Source organism: Marinoscillum sp. 108, from assembly GCF_902506655.1.
GTDB classification, from domain to species: Bacteria; Bacteroidota; Bacteroidia; order Cytophagales; family Cyclobacteriaceae; genus Marinoscillum; species Marinoscillum luteum.
Window position 1 is genome coordinate 2,333,077 of sequence record NZ_LR734808.1, and the last position, 18,440, is coordinate 2,351,516.

Consider the following 18,440-nt stretch of genomic DNA (forward strand, 5'->3'; position numbering starts at 1 on the left):
TCTCTCACATCCCCTGCATCTGCAGGGCTGTTTGCCTTACGGTCAGGCGCATAAAATGGCTAAACAATGTTTAGGTGCTGGATCGTGTATTCTTACTCCCTGGAATCAGTTCTTGATTAACCTAAGTATTCCAGCCTCCTCTACCACCTCACCATTCCTGGCATTCCTGAGGGTTAGAAAATAAATAGCTGCGGGAAGCATTGAAACATCAACTTCCAAATAATCCTGAACAACAGTCATTTGTCCGGACAACCTGATTTTACCTTCGACATCATAAACGAGGAGCGAAAGCTGTGGAGGACTACCGGAAGGCAGTACCAGCCGTACAAGGTCGCTGGTTGGGTTGGGGAATATTTCAATCGCACCCCTACTCCCTGTGCCAAGTGGGGGTGGCGTCACAGGCAAAGCAAACTCAGCAATAACATTCATATCCTCAGTGATAGAAATCATCATCGGATTGTCAGTCCCGTCTAAATCACCAGCCCACTTGGAAAACTGGTAGCCATCTGCCGGAGTAGCCGTGAGGGTAATGATCTCTCCTAGCCGGTAAGTGTCCTTTACGGGAGACCAGGCGACACTACCCTCCCCTACAACAGAAGACGATAATGAAAATATGGACTCGTCATTGGAATAAGCCGGGCCGGTATTGGATGTGGTGGCATAGGGCTGCACACCCACAGTATGAGGAAATTCGGAAGCTCCCACATCTTTTTGGTCAATTTCATCAGGTCTGGTTTGTTTCATAATGTCCAGTTTCAAGTCATCAAACTCCAACCCATCAATCATAGGAATGGGCGGAAATCCGGAAACTGCGGCATCAATGGCGGGGCTCCCTGAGTCCAATTGAAAAAATCCTTCATCGTTTTCAATCAGCTTTGGATCCAGATCACTTATACCTGATGGTCGATCTATTCCCAGGCTACCCGAAGAGAGGTTGCCCAGCCATTGTTCGGTGCCTGTCGGGTCATCAAAAATCACACCCTTTGGATTGCTGAAAATGTTGTTGGCAAATACAACATGTTGAGGCGGATAACTTCCTGATCCACCCAACTTCACCTCCTCAGAATCCACAATGGTATTGAAATACACGTGGATGGAGTCCAGGGGATCCGAAGACTCGTTTTGCAAATAGATGGCGCGGCTGGTCAACCCGGAAAAGTAGTTGTTGTAAATGAAGTGGTTCTGCCCTTCACGCACGCGTACACCGCCCATATTGTTCAGGAAAAAATTACCATAAACTATGGCTTCATCTCCGTGGCGTAGCACCAGCTCGCCTTTGGTGTTGTTCTCGAAGGTATTGTACCGAAAGACATTTTGCGCAGCCTTATTTGAAATCAATTCGCCATCACCGTCACAGTTTTCAAAATAGCAATACTCCACAATGGTCCGCGAATCCAGGTGTGCCTGACTGCTTACACCAATGCGAATAGGCTCTACACCCATGTCACCGCCGCTGCCCCGAAAGTTTCTGAATGAGCAATGTTGAATTTTGTGATAACCAGGCTCGTTGTCTACCAGGATGGATAGGATGTTTTGATCGGCCAGATTGATCCGGCTCTCAAAATTGCAATGGCTGATTGTAGTACGTCTCGAATCTTCATCAACTATCAAATATTTAAAACTCGTATAGCCCAGAATGTTGATTTGCGTAATCAGCACATCACTGCCCCAGTTTCTGATGACATTATCCGTACCAATATCTCCCCCAACAAATTGAAACCCCGACAACACTACTTTGTCGGCATCTATTTCCACTTTTGATTCCCCAGTGAAGATGACAGCCCCGTAGCTCTCTGCGGTAACCACAAGACCCTCCACATTGATGTCCATAAAGACATCCTCGTATCTGCCCGATCTCCAAACAACAGAATCTCCATTCACTGCTTCACTAAGAGCAGATTTGAATTCTGACAGGGAAGAAACATTGTACCTGGTTTGGGCCAGCGTCACTTCCGCAACAAGTAAAATCACTAAAAAGGCTGCAATCCGCATATTAATCAATCTTTGAAAAAGTAACTTTCATTCGTTCGGCACTATTGATGAATCGTCCTCCCGAGACTATTCACCTTTATCGGTACTCATCGGCTTGTGCGTTTTCAGCCATTCCTGCCCTTCTTTAGTCAGGAAAAAATCCATCCATAAGTAGTACATCTTCTTGTTCTCACCCACTGTGACCCAATGGCTCGAACCAATTGGAATATGCAAAAGCGAGAACTCCTTGAAGGCCGTAGAAGCCGCATCAGCGTGAACCACCACATCATTGTTGGATAGCCCTAAGAACAGCTGGTCAAGCATAGGGTGCTCATGAGCACCCACCTCATCCGGCCCCATGGCTTCCACAGTTCCCAGCGAAACGCGAGGAACGATATCAGCGGGGAGCACCGTTCTGCTGACGGTATTCGGACTCTTTATCTTTTCTGTATAAGGTTCGCAATCCTCAAACCGTGTAAAAAACAGGTCATATTTATTCTCCTCAGGGAAGTTCTTCAGGTCCTCTATGTCCTGAGCGGACAGCCTTTTGGTAAACTGTAGAAAATGAAGTTCCTCACCTTCAGGTACCTTAAACTGCACTTGATCCGTGTCATTCATTGGAATGGCAATGGACTCAGGCACCAGGTTGTACACCATTGAATCAGCCTGCAGGGTTCCATTCCCACTCACAAACAGAAACATACTCACATACTCATCAGAAAGTGAGATGGTCTGCTCGGTAGGCCCTGCATATGCGAGGTGCTCAATCTTGGTCTCGGCAATTTCACCTGCCAGCAATTCCTCTTTAAAAACCTGCTCGTCTGCCGGTATTTTCATCTGCAAATCCTGAACAACAATTTCAGGTGAGCCCGGGCCTGAAGCACAAGACGACAGAATGATTGCCATGATTACACAAACTACAATGCCTTTCTTCTTTAAAATCTTCAATACATTCATGATTTGGCTATTTACTTTTCACTTGCCTCAAAAGTTTGATACCTGGGAAAACAAGTCTTTTAATTTTCTACTTCGAAGGTTGAATAATCAGCCTTTGAGTTTTCGTTTCATTGCCAATTCTCAGTTTGGCGATATACAAGCCATTGGGCAGATTGTCGGGTGTCCATTCCACTTTCTGGGTTCCCGCATTTTGAAGTTCATTCACCAAATTCACAATCTTCTGGCCGGATACATTGAAAATCGTCAATTCTACCAGCGCTGGTTTCTTTACTTTGTACTCTATGGTGGCTTTGGAATGGATCGGATTAGGATAGACAATCATCCCACGATTGGAAGCCTCGAGCGTATTTGGATCAACACTAAGCGTAACTTCTTCCTCACTAAAGTGAGCGGTGACTGACTTGTCGGCATCCATGATGATGGTCGTTTGTGCAGAGGTCCCGGTCACGTCCCCACTCCAATGATCAAATAGATTTCCATCATCGGGTTTGGCCGTCAGATACACGAGCGTTCCTACTTCGTAGACCCCTCCTGAGGGATTGTAGCTCACAAAACCGTTTCCGACTGCAGAAGTGGTCAATTTATATGTTTGGGTGGCAGTGACCGCAACGTTGATTTCCGAAGAGGTCGTTGTAGCTCCTTCATTGTCGGTAGCTACTGCCGTGAAAATGTAGCTACCTGTAACCGCAAATGGAATAGTAAATGAATAAGGGGTAGTCGAATCCTCACCAAGTTTGGTTGCCCCATTGTAAAACTCCACCTTAGAGAGCGTACCGTCAGGATCGGAAGCATCAACTACGATGGTGATGTCATCACCATTCACGAAACTCGCACCATTCTCAGGAGAAATAATACTGACTACAGGATTAACATTTCCTCCTGATCCATCAGCAACATACAGCTCATCGAAGTAAGCAGTAGCCTCCCCATCATCCTGCAGATAAACTCCGGCTTTCCAGTAGCTGGGGAATGTCCAGTATGAAACATCCATATTGGCTTTTTCGGCTCCATCTACATCAATGATCATGCTTCCATCCACCAATCGAACGTCACAGTCAAAATATCCGGCAGGCGCTTCACCCAGATCCACATGTGTGGTATTCACACCTTCATTATCGGTTTTTATGGCTGCCCACAGGTGATTGACTGGTTCCTTGGTTTGATGTTTATAGATTCTTAGGAGTGGCTTATTTGGTCCGCTCCCTGTATTGGCGTCATCGTGAATTTGTAGCACGGTCACCTGATCACAGGTCATCTCAACAATATGTATTCTGGCATGCAATGAACGATCACCTTCGGAAAGGGTCCAGTTGTTCAGATACCGCAGTTCGGTGCGCTGGCTGGACCCGGACTGATTAAAAGCAACTTTATCCTCGTCCACGACATAAAAGTTATCATCCGTATAGCCATCCTTGAGCTGAGTTTGAGTGGCAATGGTGGAGCTCGTAGGTGCCTGTAATTTACACTCCCCAATGAACGCCTTAAATCTTGGGATATCATAAGGGGCATTGTATTCCGCGACGGGATTGACGGCAATACTCACTCCCAAAGCAGTGTATGAGATGCCACCATCATCTGTAGCCGTGGCAGTGATAACGTAACGCCCCGCAGGCACGTCGCTCCAGGTATAGTCATAGGGGGGTGAAGTGACTTCACCCAGTTTGGTTGAACCGTGGAAAAATTCTACTTTGGCAATCGATCCATCACTATCAGAGGCATCGGCTGAAATGGTGATGTTCTCTCCTGCGCTAAAAGTTGCGCCACTAGACGGAGCGGTAATGCTCGAGGTAGGAGCTTTGTTACTTGCCGTTGAATGAGCATTGCTCAAAGCAAAAAAAGATGCCTGACAATAGTCGCCATCCTCTCCCGAATTGTTTTGATTATATACCCCTGCTTTGAAATACATCCAGTCATCAGCAAATCCACTATCGGTCATGTCTACCACTTTCTGGACATCAGGTTTTCCCGGTCTCATAATGGTCACGGTAAGGTCATTGCCCTCCACTTTGATTTCGTAGCTAAACTTCTCCCCCAGAGCAATCCCATCTTCAGGATCAGGAGCATTGTCACTTCTACTGCCAATCATTTCGTGCCATTGCTCTGCACTGGTGGTAGGCTCATGAGCGAAGTAAATCGCCCCTTTGGTGTTTCCTGGTAATTTGCGGTAGTATATCCTGCACGGCTCATCATTTGACGCATGGATTTGCCCGATGATTACACGACCAACCTTGCCAGCTTCTCCTGTGGTAGACACATGATCCACGGCAACGGTAGCTGTCAGCGTTCCACCTACTCCTCCGGCTGCCTCCTGATTGGCCTGACTGGAAGAAGCGAAGACCCAGTTGTTGGGGCCGATCCCCTGTGTGTTGAAGCTGGTATTGCCAGCCCGCAGCATTTCCCGAAGTTCACTTCTGGGGTAAGAGCTCCCGCCGGTTTCTCCATCATTCCGACATCTAAAGACCATCGCCCCGGTATTGGGGTCTGTATAAAACTGAGCTGGTCTTTCAAAACCATTGGATAGATCAGCTTCCTGAACTTCCGACTGATCCTCCAACGTGATCTTCCAATCCGTAAGATCAAAATTTCCACTAGGTGGTAAATCAGGATCCTGGGCCCAGCTTGCTGAAACCGATGCAAACTGTAGGAGGACAAACATGATCAGGTAAGAGCATATATTCCCTTTTGATGATGAAAATTCGGATTCCCTGGTTGTTGTAGCTTTCATATTGTAAACTTTTACTAGTACTTAAATCGCGTTCAAATGCCTTTTTCGGCACTTCTGGATAATCTTGAGAGGAGCGATCATCGATTCAAAAACCAACCAACGTATCATCTCAACACTTTTGCTAATACATTAATTTCAGAGGAAGATTTTCTTCAACAACCAGTGCTCCAGAGTTTGCAATCACATTGTCAGCATGTGAATTGTTCTTGGCACCCCAGAGTCGAGCCACTTGCTCTACCGGGTTGTTCTGAAATTTATTGCCAGAAATATCCACATTGATGATCCCGTATGTGTTGATCAAAATCCCATTTTCCTCACTGGCTCCACATTGGGTAAATGTGCTTCCTCTGACCAACAGATTGCCTCCTACTGTGGACTCGTCATATCCGCCTCGGTAATAATCGATGACATTCTTATTGACCCGATCAAATTGACAATCCACGATGTAGACATTTTCGGCATTGTATTCACCCCGATCATCGTCTTCTGCAGAAAGCTCAATGCCGTTGTTACAATTTTTTATCAACGAAGACTCGAAACTGATGTATTCAGAAAACGAATACTTGTAGGCTTTAAGGACATAATCAAAGTCAGATAACTCACAGTCCTTCACCTTCAAATTGTAAAGGCCGGACATGTTTTCTTTCAAGGTAGCAAAGGCGTAATTCTCCCCATTCCCACTAAGAATGATTGCATTCAAAGTCAGCTTCCCCTTCGGATTCATTTCGAAAGCCGGGGTAGCGGCAGGGCCAGCATAGACAAGCGATACTTTAGAGTCTGGTTGCGCCGACTTGATGGTCAGTTTCTTGTCGATGACCATGGAATAATTGAATTCAAAACGCTCCGATGCTAGCTCAATGATATCGCCATCCTGCGCGGATTTCATTGCTTTGGCAAAATCCGCTGCAGTACTGACCGTATGTGTTTCCTTCGCTGAATCGTCAGCAGAGGGATTGTACCAATCCGGACCGTACTTGGACACATCCATAATGTTAGGTTTTTCCGGCCCGGCTCCATTGGTGGCTCCTATCGAACTACTTTCAGAGCGTGAATTCCCGAATAAGTCTTTGTCGATTTGATCAAACTCAAACCCATAATAGGCCTGGATTTCGGACAGATCACTTGTTGGAATCCAAATATTTTCTTCCAATTCCCGCATGGAGAAGTCCCTTTTCTCAAGACCATTCACGCCTCTGAAGGCCACACCCTGATTATTGATCACGTTGCTTTTAAAATCGATTCCGTCAATGGAATCGTAACGTATAATGGGCATTTCATCTCCTTCCGAATTGTAAATCACATTATTGACGACTAGGGTCCGAATGGGCGTTTCAGATCTGATTTCCGAACGAGGCAGCACCTCTTTCTGATCCACATTTGATCCAACACCAAATTGCCACGGTGAGGAGCAATTGACCCAGGTGTTGTAAGCAACAACCACGTCAGTCACTTGAAAGTATCTGTTGACAGCCGGTTGTCGAATTCCGTTCATCATAGCCAATGGGCCTCTGAAAATCTCCCCATGGAGGTTGTAAAAATAATTATTGGTGACCCGGTGACCAGTCCCAATCAGTCGGACTCCCCCCACCTGCGGGGAATCTTCATCACCGATAAAGTAGTTCCCATCTACAATGCAGTAATTTCCATGTCTGGTGACCAGTGACCCCTGGCTTTTGTAAAAGACATTGCCCCTGAACTCATTGAAATTGGATTTACTGGAAATGACCTCCACTTCTCCATTGCATCGATCAAACAAATTATTAACCACCAACGTGTAGCTGGGTGTCATGGACGTGCTACTGTTCCCAATCTGAATTGTCTCCGCACTCGGGCCCCCTTTTGGTGGTCGGGGACCAAAGTAGTTGTCATTAATTTTGTGGTAGTTTCGTATACTTTCATTGCCTTCCAGATCCACTCTTATAGTGGGTCCTCTGTTGGATTTTCCTTCCAGATAGCAATGATCGAGTTGATTATACTTTCCCTTGAACAGCACCCAAAGGTCAGTCATGTTCCGTTGGGCTTTGTTGAAGTCTTTGATCACGCAGTTTGTCACACGGCTGTTATTTGCAAGGGTATCCTTATTGATGAAAAACTGGATGACGGATTCTGAAGGCGACGCTCCATTGGTAAAATAGAGCCCATCCACCACCAGATACTCTCCACCCAGTTTCAGGTCAGATTGTCCCTGGATGATTACTTCGCCGGGGGTTTCAGCACGAAGTGTGATGGGTTGATCTTCAGTTCCCTTTGCTACCAGGCGAATTTCAACATTCTCCCATTGGCCATTGGCCATGACAATACTGGTGCCTGGTTGGGCTTTTGAGATTGCATCTTGCAGCTCCTTTGCGTTAGAAACCAGGATTCCTTCATTGGCTTCCTTTAGTTGACAACTCATCAAAAGGCAAATTGTCGTAAGTGAAAAAAGTATACTCTTCATCATTTTAATATTAATTGGGTCAATCTTGATAGATAATTTAATCATTCGCTTTCAGGTTCTTTATGCTTCTTTCCATAGTTGTTGGACAGTAGTCAGGTCTTTTTTCATCGCATCAAAAACAATCTTCCGATCTACAGTGATTTCATAATGACCTTTTTCTGCTCCACCCAAGGGGTATTCCAGGTGCAATGACACAGGAGGATTCAAACCATAGGTTTTCAATAATTTAAAATAGTCTTTGAAGTTCACCATTCCTTCACCTATTGGCACGTTCACGGCTTCCCATTGGCCATTGACCTTTGCCCATTGAAAATCTTTTAGTACGATCGTTTTTATACGCTCACGGAGCAACCGTAATCCATTTGTCCAGGAAAGTCCTCCCTCCACTGTGGCATGACGGATATCATATTGGGTCCCAAAATAAACAGGGTCCACGGTTGCAAGCAGTTGCTCTATTTCCCAAAAAGAAGATCCAATACTTGTTCCGGCATGGTTTTGATAGCAGCCGATGATATCGTATTGCCTACCCTGTTCACCAAGCGCTTTGATTTTCTGCTGGTAGACTTGAATAGACTCCTGCAATGATTTGTCCGCATGATATTCAAACCAATTGGTGCGATAAAACCCAATACCTTCATTGGCTGCGGTTTTGATGATGTCCAAATCATATTCGTTGTTCACATCGGTAATGGCCGTGGTGATCATCTCACAGGTAGAACCAGACTGCTTAATATCCCTAATAGCTGCGGGTAGGTCTGATTTCACATTTTCGGGCAGCACATGACCCTTGGGACGGACAGTCAGATCAATGCCATCAAACCCGAGCTCTGAGGCAATCTGACCAGCTTCTTTGAAGTCTAAAAACTGCAAATGCTTGGAAAATATATGCACCTTCAAGGGATCGCCAGAGCCATTCAGATGGAATCCACCAACAGGGGATGGCAAAAAAGGAGCCATCAGAGCCACGGTTCCTGACTTTTGTAAAAACTTTCTTCTTGATATTCTCATATCTTCATCATGTCTAATGACCTCTTATCAGAGGATGAACTGTCCAATCATTATCACATAGCCCCCTTCCCAACTATTAAACTACCATTAACCATGAAATGCAACTCCATGATTAATGGTAGTGGTAGGGTAAATTACTTCACTATTCTGATCACCCGAGTGGTCGCATCTGCCTTGTACAATCTGAGGAGATAAACTCCATCCGATAGTCCATACACATCCAGTGTCATTTTTTTCGAATTGATGTCCCGGTTTCTCAACTGTATCCTACCGAACATGTCCATCAAATCGAGGCTAACAAATTCGGAAAAATCTTCAAACTCAAGGGTCAGTACATCACTCATAGGAACCGGATATGCTGACACCCCCACCTCTGAATCGTTAAGTTCAGGAGAAGATAACACTCTTGCCCCAGCAGCATAACCAAACACCCGCAGCTCTTCCAGGCTCACCCAGCTTCCGGAATAAACATCCGCTCCGGAAACCGTGATTTTCACATATCTGGCATTGATCGAGGTGAAAGTGTCGGAGATAGGCGATGCATTAGACCCCCCGGTAGTATTACTACTTCGATCAACGATGGTCGAATATGAACTACCATCCACTGAGGCTTCAATGATGTACTGATATGCCCTGTCACCATAGCATATCACTTCAGTACTACTAATGGTATAATTAGCACCCAGATCGATAGTCGCTGATTGTGGGAATCCTGAAGCTGACCATCTGGAATCTGGATCGTCATCAACCAGGTTTGATCCCGGATTTGTAGATTGTTCATTGGATGTAGTTACTGACTTATTCAACGCTACATTCGAAAGTGTGGGGGTAGGATCAACTACATTCACTGTACTCATATCCGTATGGCCACCATCGTCAGTGGTGACTGTAATCGTTGCCGTACCTTCTGCAACTGCGGTCACGAGCCCTGAAGAATTCACAGTGGCCACCAATGAATTACTGGAACTATAGGTTACACCCTGATTGGTGGCATTGGAGGGGCTCACTGAGGCGGTCAACTGCTGAGTATCCCCTTCATCGAGTGTCACACTGGATGGTGTCAGCGATACGCCGGTCACTGCCACGGGCTCAGGGCCTCCTTCGCCTGCAAACACTCTCAATTCGGTCAAACTTACCCATGATCCGGTGTATACATCAGCTCCAGTCACGGTGATCCTAACGTATCTGGCATCAAAATCAGAAAATGTATCTATAATGGGACTTGAATCTGCCCCAGGAGTTGTATTGCCCGACCGGTCTACTATCTGTGTATAGGTACTTCCATCCGAAGAACCTTCAACGATGAACTGATAAGCCCGATCCGAGTAGCAGGTCAGCTCGGTTCTACCAATGGTAAATACCGCTCCTAAATCTACAGTAGCAGATTGAGGGAATCCAGACACTGACCAGCGAGTAGCCACATCGCCATCTACCAGGTTAGCGGGCACATTGGTGCCATCTGGAGTACCTGTACCCGATATAGATTTATTCAGCGCCAGGTTAGTTTCGGATGAAGGTGCACTGACCGTAATTATGCTCGTATCTGTATATCCACCATCGTCAGTGGTAACCGTGATCGTAGCACTTCCCTCGGCTACAGCTGTCACTAAACCACTTCCGCTCACAGTAGCTACAGAAGTATTGCTGGAACTGTAAGTCACCTCCTGATTAGTAGCATCATTGGGGGAAACAGTAGCTGATAGCTGCTGGCTCCCGCCAACTCCGACTGTGGCCGATCCCGGTGATAAACTCACTCCGGTGACATTTACAGGTGCTACATATCTGGCCTGGGTGATGCTAATGGTTCGGTCCGGCACACCTACCCCACTTACAGTAACCGTACCTGAACGCTCGGTAGTGTTTGCATTTGCATTCACTGTGATGTCAATATTTCCTGAGCCTGAGCCGGATGTTGGACTTACGGAAATCCAGGATTGATTATCTGTGACTGTCCAGCTCACGTTTGAAGAAATGGCAGCGGACTGAGTGCCCCCTGCGTCCGTAAATTCAGAAACAGAAGAAACGGTCAGGTAATCTCCTACAGCCCCACATGCGCTTAATACACTTCCGGCGGCATCTAAAAAACAAGCTCCCACACCTGCCCCTACGTCACCATCTGTAATGGGTGCATAGGCTATAGAGCCACTGGCTCCCGAAACTTCGTGCGCTCCTACGTCCATATTGCTGTTTGGGCGCGTCAGTCCTTCTATGTCCAGATCGACTACATTGGCGTACGTGCTGCCGGCAGCATTGGCTGCTATCCCGCTGCTACTCGGTTTGTAAATCTCTCCGACGGCAGAAAAGTTGGCATCTCCTTCCGTAATGCCGGGATCGGATATTCCGATATTGGATCCACCAAAAATATTTCCAACATAAGTCATACCCTGACCTGTTCCTGAAATATCACCCGACACAATATCACCATTGGTACTATATACCAGATTATAGGCGATCACTCCTGTTGGATCATATGAGTTTCTGTCGTTATAGTGGATAGGATCGTCAGAATTATAGATGGTATTAAAGGCCACGAGGATATTGTCAACGTTTTGATAACCATTGCCAGAGCCCCCGGACGACTCCCCACCGCCTACCAGAGTGATCCCGTTGTTCCAAACATCCCCATCATTATTAAGGCCCTGCATGTAATTGTTAATGATCACATGATCCCGATCGCTCACACGAATACCTCCCGATTTGGCCTTTCCTTCTCCAAGGAAAAAATTTCCCTCTATATGTGCCCGGGCACCATGTCTGAGCACAAGTGAGCCCCGGCAGTTTCTGAAAGTATTATGCAGGAAAGTGTTGTCAGAACTTTTATTGGTAATGATTTCGTTCTCTCCATCGGCAGCTTTGAAATAATTGCCCTCTACCAGCACCTGAGCGCTGACTGACTGATAAGAACTAACCCCTATGCGAATAGCTTCGCAATCACCAGAGTTGGTCGAAAAGTTATCTTTAGGAGTAATGTTATAGAAATAGTTACTTCTAATGGAGTGCCCGGGGGTACTCGATCCAGCATAGGAGAGTTCCACCAGAATGCAGGCACCAGCGCTTAGTTTATTGACGAAGGAGCAGTTTTCTACTACATTATTGGTACCATGTAGCACTATCCATCGGCTCTTATTTGGCTCTGGAGTATATAGGTTATCAAAACCACAATTTCTTATTGTACAGTTATTTGCAAATTCTGTACTCGAACCACTTTTCCTAAACTCTACATGGTCACTCTCGCCTTCTCCTCCATCCCAAAAGAAGCCTTCTACAATCAAATAACTACCGTAGATGTTGAGTTTGGAAGAACCATTCAGTATGACTCCTCCCGGGGTCTCGGCTTTGAGGATAATGGGGTTGCTTTGTGTTCCCGAACCAGTGAAGGTGATGTCCTGATTCGAATAAGTACCATCAGTCCAGGTTACAATGTCGCCTGCTGAAAGGCTGAGAGAATTGAGCTGTCCAGCTGAGCTGACCGTATACTCCGCTCCAAAGGCGGCAAGTGATGAGAACATGGTTGCTCCCACAAGCATCAAAAGAAAGCTTGATTTTCGAAAAAAAATTTTCATCGTTTTAAGTATTTAGGTTGAGACTTTGGACTACCAACTCGTTGGTTAAGCTAAAAGGGGTATTATAGATGGTAGACCATTTTTATAAATTAAAATCTATCGTAATCTTTCGAGTCAAATCATCCCACTCTACATCCTTCTGATGCCTTTCCGAAATCAATTGAAATGCAACCAGTGTTCCCATTTCAAACACTCCTCCTCAATGAACCTTGCTCTTTTCTGAAGCTTCTCGCAAGTGACCACCGCGTACTTTTCAATAGTAAAACCAAAGTTTTACTGACAGAACCACTATCGTAACAAGCAACAAAGCCTTAATCCATTTATCACCCTTTTTGATGGAAAAAAGGCTTCCCAGCCATCCTCCCAATGAAGTCCCCACTGCCAGGGTCAATCCGTATCGCCACTGAATCAAATCATTGTAAATGAAAACCATCACCACAGCCAGCGTGTACACAAATGCTACAATGACCTTGATGCTATTGATTCTTACCATGGGATAGTGATGTAGCCTGTCCAGCACGAAAATGATGATAAAACCTACTCCCGCATGAATAAAACCACCATATATCCCTATCAGAAAGAAAATCAATATCCCTACCCATGGGCTTCTTCTTTCACCTCCGGTGTGGATACTAATTGGCTTCCGAGCGGAACCAAACACAATCATCAACCCTACCGCCAACATGATGATTGACAAAATTCGGGTGAACAACTCACCCCTGATATCAACTGCTAAAAACCCGCCTAACACCGCCCCTGGGATGGCTGCCAGTCCCAGGTAAATACTGTAGGGATAATCAATGATCCCGGCTCTTCTAAATTTATTTATGGCAAACACATTTTGCCAAAGGATTGCTATCCGGTTGGTGCCATTGGCCATGGCCGGCGGCAACCCCAGAAAGATCAATAAGGGTAGGGTCAACATAGAACCTCCTCCTGCAACCACATTCAGGAATCCCGCGCCTATACCAGCAAGAACCAGGAGCAAATACTCAAATAAACTCATCATACCTGCTCCGGTTCGCTAGCTACAATCCAATTTCCATTTATATCCCTAAGGCCTGACCGCCACCCACTTGTATTGTCTCAGCAGTAATGAAAGATGCATCCTTACCTGCCAGGAAAGACACTACAGACGCTACTTCCTCAGGCTGACCCAATCGGCCTAGCATAATATTATTCTTCCACGAAGCAAATACTTCAGGTTTAGTCGATTTGATTTCAGAGTGAAATGGCGTATCGATTGTTCCAGGAGAAACAGCATTTACTCTGATTCCGTATTCAGCCAAATCTTTGGCCAACGCTCGTGTAATGGCATGAACTCCGGCTTTGGATGTACCATAAACGCCCGCTCCTGGTCCACCAGCATTCCACCCTGCGTTTGAGGTGTAATTGATGATTGAGGCATTTTCTCCCTTTTTCAAGTAAGGAATGGCTGCTCTCGAAGCAAAAAACACTGAATCAAGGTTTAAGGCCATCACAAATCGGTAAAACTCAGTGGTCATCTCTTCAAATCGAGATCTGCCTCCTAATCCACCAGCATTGTTTACCAGCACATCAATTTTACCGTACTTTTCACCAATTGCTTTAATATTTGAAGTTACTTCCTCGTCTTTTGTCACATCAAAGCCATAATATTCTGCGGTGATGCCCTCACTGGCAAGTTCCTCTACTCTCTTCGCTCCTGCTTCATCTTCGATGCCATTTAGAACAACAGTAAACCCATCTTTACCTAATCTCTTGGCAACCTCGAAACCAATCCCTCCAGTTGCACCCGTTATTACTGCTACTTTATTTTCTCGTTTTTCTTCCATGTCTAATTATTCGTTTATTATTTATATCTAATCAATTGGTTTAATTTCTTTCGCGAAAAAGTACACTGACGCTACTCCCAGTGGTACAAATACCGCGATCATGATAAAAATTGGTGTATAGGATATTTCTGAAATGATAGGAACCAGAAAGTTCATGATGATGACCGAAAAGACACCTACTGTACCACCCAAACCGGCCAATGATCCTACTGATTTCCCGCTGAACAGGTCACTTGGCATGGTCTGAATATTGCTAATGATAAACTGAAAGCCAAACAGTACGAAAGCTACAATTACCACAAAAATCAGTGGACTATCCGCCAGAAGGATGGTCGCCAACAGTCCCAAAAACATGATCACTCCGCCTATGGTAATGGTCAGCTTTCTAGCCCGGTCTACAGATGCCCCGTTGAGCATCAAACGTCCTGCAAAATAACCGCCAGACAAACTACCCAGCGCAGCTCCTACGTATGGCACCCAGGCGAAAAAACCTATTTCTTTTACGTTGAAGCCATAAGTCTCTGCCAGGTAAATGGGCATCCACCCTACAAACAACCACCAGATAGGCTCCACAAAAAACCTGGATATCAGCACAGCCCATGATTCACGATGGCTGAGTATTTGCTTCATTGACAGACCTTCGGTTGAAGGATTATTGTCCGCCTCTGATTGTCCTGCAAGTATGTATTTCTTCTCCTCTTCGGTAATCCATGGATGTTCATTTGGTTTGGCTTTATTCACAAGCACCCAGGGCAATACCCACAATAAACCAATGGCGCCAACCACCATGAAAGTGACTTCCCAACCAAAAGCAACCCAAAGCAGGGCAATCAAAGGTGGTGCCACTACAGATCCAAGTGCTGCTCCGGCGTTGAATATGCCCTGAGCCATGGCTCGTTCCTTTACAGGAAACCATTCAGCATTACTCTTTACGGCCCCAGGCCAGTTTCCAGCTTCCCCTAATCCTAATAGCACCCTGAAGGCCGAAAATGAGAACAATCCTCTAGCCAGTGCGTGAAGCATGGTGGCCACGCCCCACACCGAAATGGATACTACAAACCCAAGCCGTGTACCAATTTTGTCAAACATCCGACCAGATACTGATTGTCCTACTGCATAGGCTATCATGAATATATTCAGAATGAGCGCATAGTCATTTTTCGACATGCCCAGGTCCTCTGAAATACTCGGCCACATAATGCTCAGCGCCGACCGATCAATGTAATTGATTACGGTAGCCAGACATATCAGTCCAATGATCCACCACCTAAGTCCCTTAACCTTCATCTTATCCTTTGTTATGTGTCTATTTTATTTATCACCGAAGTACGAAACCCCAGACCCATCGAGAAAGTCTTCTCGCACCGGACTGAAAGTATCGATCAACATTCCCGCTTCCAGACATACCGCACTGTGCAGCAGGTTAGGCTCGATGTACACGCCATCGCCTCCGCTTACTATCTGTTTCACGCCATCGATCACAAACTCGAACTTGCCAGAAACACAGTAGGTTGTCTGGGTATGAAAGTGTTGATGAGGTGAGCCTTCGGCTCCCTTTTCAAACTTCACTTGTACCATCATGATCTGATTATCCCAGCCCAGCATCTTTCGAGAGACGCCACCGCCAAGCTCTTCCCATTCCATCTCCTTGGTTAAAATGTATTTTTCGCTTTTTCTTCCCATTTCTCAATTATTTTATTTTCTTAAATTCATAAACTCCTTGCCACGTGCACTGTCCCTTGGCTGATTTCACAGCATGCTGACTTGATTCGCTATCATCTTTCAGTGAAAAGGCCAGTTGGTATTCCTCACCACTGTTCAATTGAAATCTAACCACCACATATTCTGCTGATTGATGCAGCACTTTTAAATCTGCAATGGAAGTAAACAGGTTTAAAGGACGTTCAGTAGAGTAATCGTAACTCCCATGTATTTCATATAAGCTGGCAAAAACGGTATTGACTCCAGTCCTGCGGTGAATAAGGCCCGGGTCACGTCGCAGGTTAAAATTAGGATCATTGGCACCTATCCTCGTCATTATCATTTGGTCACCTGATTGAATAACGGAGGTCAGGGTATAGAATCTCTTCTTATTAAACCATGTCATGCTATACAAGTCTCCCGTGAGGTCTGCTTGCGCTTCAGCCCATAAGTGCTGGTACCCAGACTCCTTGCCCATTGGGGTCAGGTCATTGTTAGTCTGAAGTTGCTGATTTGAGGACATGAATTCACCCACATAATAAAGTGGTAAATCATACCTGGTTTCTGCTCGCGCCTGTACCGATAATAAATCTATCACCAATGGGTGCTCTAGTTCCTCAAGATCAACCATGGCCATGGTCCGATGCATCTCAACATCATCATAGGCTCGTGTTTCTTTGGCACTTACAATCCGAACGCTTTGACCAGCAGCAAAATAATAAGGAGTGCCAGACGTCTTATCGGCTTCCTTGACCTTGCCATCAAAATGCGAATCCTTATTCACTACCAGGGCATTGTGGGCAACAGTCTCCTTGGCCCAGCTGTGATTTTCTTTGAGGTATCCACCCCCGTCCTTGTGTTCAATGTTAACCCAACGAGCTGAGCCATAGTCTTGAATGACCTCACCAGTCTCATCATAAAGCATAAATCCCAGCCGATCGAAATGTCCGTGCCCCATTCCATGCTTGGCATACTTCATCACCAGTGTAAGGTCACCCCCTCTGAGGATACCAATAGCACCCTCATCTCCATTGGCGCCATCGCTGAGCTCAATACTTGGTTTAATAAATGGCCTGGCAAGCCCCTCCCCGATGGCCTTAGCGGCATCAAACCCGGCATCATTGAGCGGAACTCTACCTTGAGAAGCTATGACCGACAATAAGCTGAGGTCCTGTGAACCATAGTGATAAGCCATGCTCACGGCATTCACAAGCTCACGCGATGCCAGCGACATACCTTTCTGTGAATCGTTGATCGGGAAAAATTCACCCGCGGAATTAGTTTGATTAAGAAGGGCGTAGACTCCTTTGATCAATACAGAATCCTTATAGGCCAGAATCTTGAGATCTGGGCGCTTATTAGACAAAGCCTCCGCAAAGATCAAAAATGGGTACATGGCGTATCGCTGGTAATAGGGGCCCTCTGTATAATATCCATCAGGAGAGAACGCATGGTTTATTTGTGCCAGGAAACCCATTTCTTGATCTTGGGCAACAATACTTCCACCATCATTATCCACAGCACCGGCTTTTACCGATACTGACCTTGCTCCGTACAATGCCCGATCGACTAATTCCTGATCGTCGATGACCAATCCGATCATCCCTACGGCGGCATTACCCCATGTACTATGATTGTGAATTCGATTAAAAAATTGCGGAGTTTCTATAGAAAGAAAATCAGCCATCGGTTTGAAAAGACCATCATTGAGTGCCTGACGATCTTCCTCAGAAAGCCACTCATATATACAATCGTAAGCCTGACTCACATATACCAGCCAGTTTGCATCGTTGAGGCATTGCCAGAACAACTTTCCTCTGGCATAGGAGCGCTCAGCAGGATGTCGATCTAAATCAGGGTATAACTCCAGATAGGCATACAACATATCCTTGATATAAACAGCATATCGCTCATCCCCGGTGATCTGGAACAATACACCTGCTTTCTGTAAGGTGAAAAAGTTAGTCTTGTGCTGCTCATGTGTATATCCACCAGCTAAATCTTTGGGTACAGGCACATCTATCCCCTTCTCGATCTCCGCATCTACTTCAAGTTGTACAGTAGCCAGTGTCTGGTCAAATAAAGCCACCCGACCAAGCCCCTGACGAATTTCTTTGATTCCGTCTTTCGTCAAAATCAAGGATGGGCTCGTTTGCCCATCCGATTTTGACAGTATGAAGAAGAAAACAATTGTTATGTAAATTTTAAATCTCACTTTCTATTTAGTTACTTCAATGTTTTTATCCCCATGATGGTAGAAGCAA

The 18,440-nt window shown here is 45.6% G+C and carries 11 protein-coding genes; all 11 read right to left on the reverse strand.

The annotated features are described in order from the left end of the window. Positions 1–105: 105 nt before the first annotated feature. Positions 106–1,992, reverse strand: a complete 1,887-nt coding sequence (locus GV030_RS09360) for a chondroitinase-B domain-containing protein (RefSeq protein ID WP_159582017.1) — start codon at positions 1,990–1,992, stop codon at positions 106–108. A gap of 66 nt (positions 1,993–2,058) precedes the next feature. Continuing rightward, complete coding sequence (locus GV030_RS09365) at positions 2,059–2,928, reverse strand: hypothetical protein (protein WP_159582019.1); 870 nt, start codon at positions 2,926–2,928, stop codon at positions 2,059–2,061. A 67-nt stretch (positions 2,929–2,995) separates the two neighbouring features. Next, the gene (locus GV030_RS21530; RefSeq protein WP_221413322.1) at positions 2,996–5,653 is read right to left on the reverse strand and encodes a polysaccharide lyase family 7 protein; all 2,658 of its coding nucleotides are present in this window, start codon (positions 5,651–5,653) and stop codon (positions 2,996–2,998) included. A 121-nt stretch (positions 5,654–5,774) separates the two neighbouring features. Next, positions 5,775–8,048 (reverse strand): chondroitinase-B domain-containing protein, encoded by a 2,274-nt coding sequence (locus tag GV030_RS09385; RefSeq protein ID WP_221413323.1) that lies wholly within the window; start codon positions 8,046–8,048, stop codon positions 5,775–5,777. A 102-nt stretch (positions 8,049–8,150) separates the two neighbouring features. Then, positions 8,151–9,098, reverse strand: a complete 948-nt coding sequence (locus tag GV030_RS09390) for a sugar phosphate isomerase/epimerase (protein WP_159582021.1) — start codon at positions 9,096–9,098, stop codon at positions 8,151–8,153. Positions 9,099–9,232: 134 nt separating this feature from the next. Beyond that, on the reverse strand, positions 9,233–12,661 hold the full coding sequence (locus GV030_RS09395) for a chondroitinase-B domain-containing protein (protein ID WP_159582023.1): 3,429 nt from the start codon (positions 12,659–12,661) through the stop codon (positions 9,233–9,235). Between the two features lie 253 nt (positions 12,662–12,914). After that, positions 12,915–13,670, reverse strand: coding sequence for a sulfite exporter TauE/SafE family protein (locus GV030_RS09400; RefSeq protein ID WP_159582025.1), 756 nt, complete (start codon positions 13,668–13,670; stop codon positions 12,915–12,917). A gap of 37 nt (positions 13,671–13,707) precedes the next feature. Further along, positions 13,708–14,475: an SDR family NAD(P)-dependent oxidoreductase gene (locus GV030_RS09405; protein ID WP_159582027.1), complete on the reverse strand. Its 768-nt coding sequence runs from the start codon at positions 14,473–14,475 to the stop codon at positions 13,708–13,710. 27 nt (positions 14,476–14,502) lie between these two features. Continuing rightward, positions 14,503–15,762, reverse strand: coding sequence for an MFS transporter (locus GV030_RS09410; RefSeq protein ID WP_159582029.1), 1,260 nt, complete (start codon positions 15,760–15,762; stop codon positions 14,503–14,505). A gap of 24 nt (positions 15,763–15,786) precedes the next feature. Beyond that, the gene (locus tag GV030_RS09415) at positions 15,787–16,158 is read right to left on the reverse strand and encodes a cupin domain-containing protein (protein ID WP_159582031.1); all 372 of its coding nucleotides are present in this window, start codon (positions 16,156–16,158) and stop codon (positions 15,787–15,789) included. A 7-nt stretch (positions 16,159–16,165) separates the two neighbouring features. Next, positions 16,166–18,316: a heparinase II/III family protein gene (locus GV030_RS09420; protein WP_221413324.1), complete on the reverse strand. Its 2,151-nt coding sequence runs from the start codon at positions 18,314–18,316 to the stop codon at positions 16,166–16,168. Positions 18,317–18,440 lie beyond the last annotated feature (124 nt).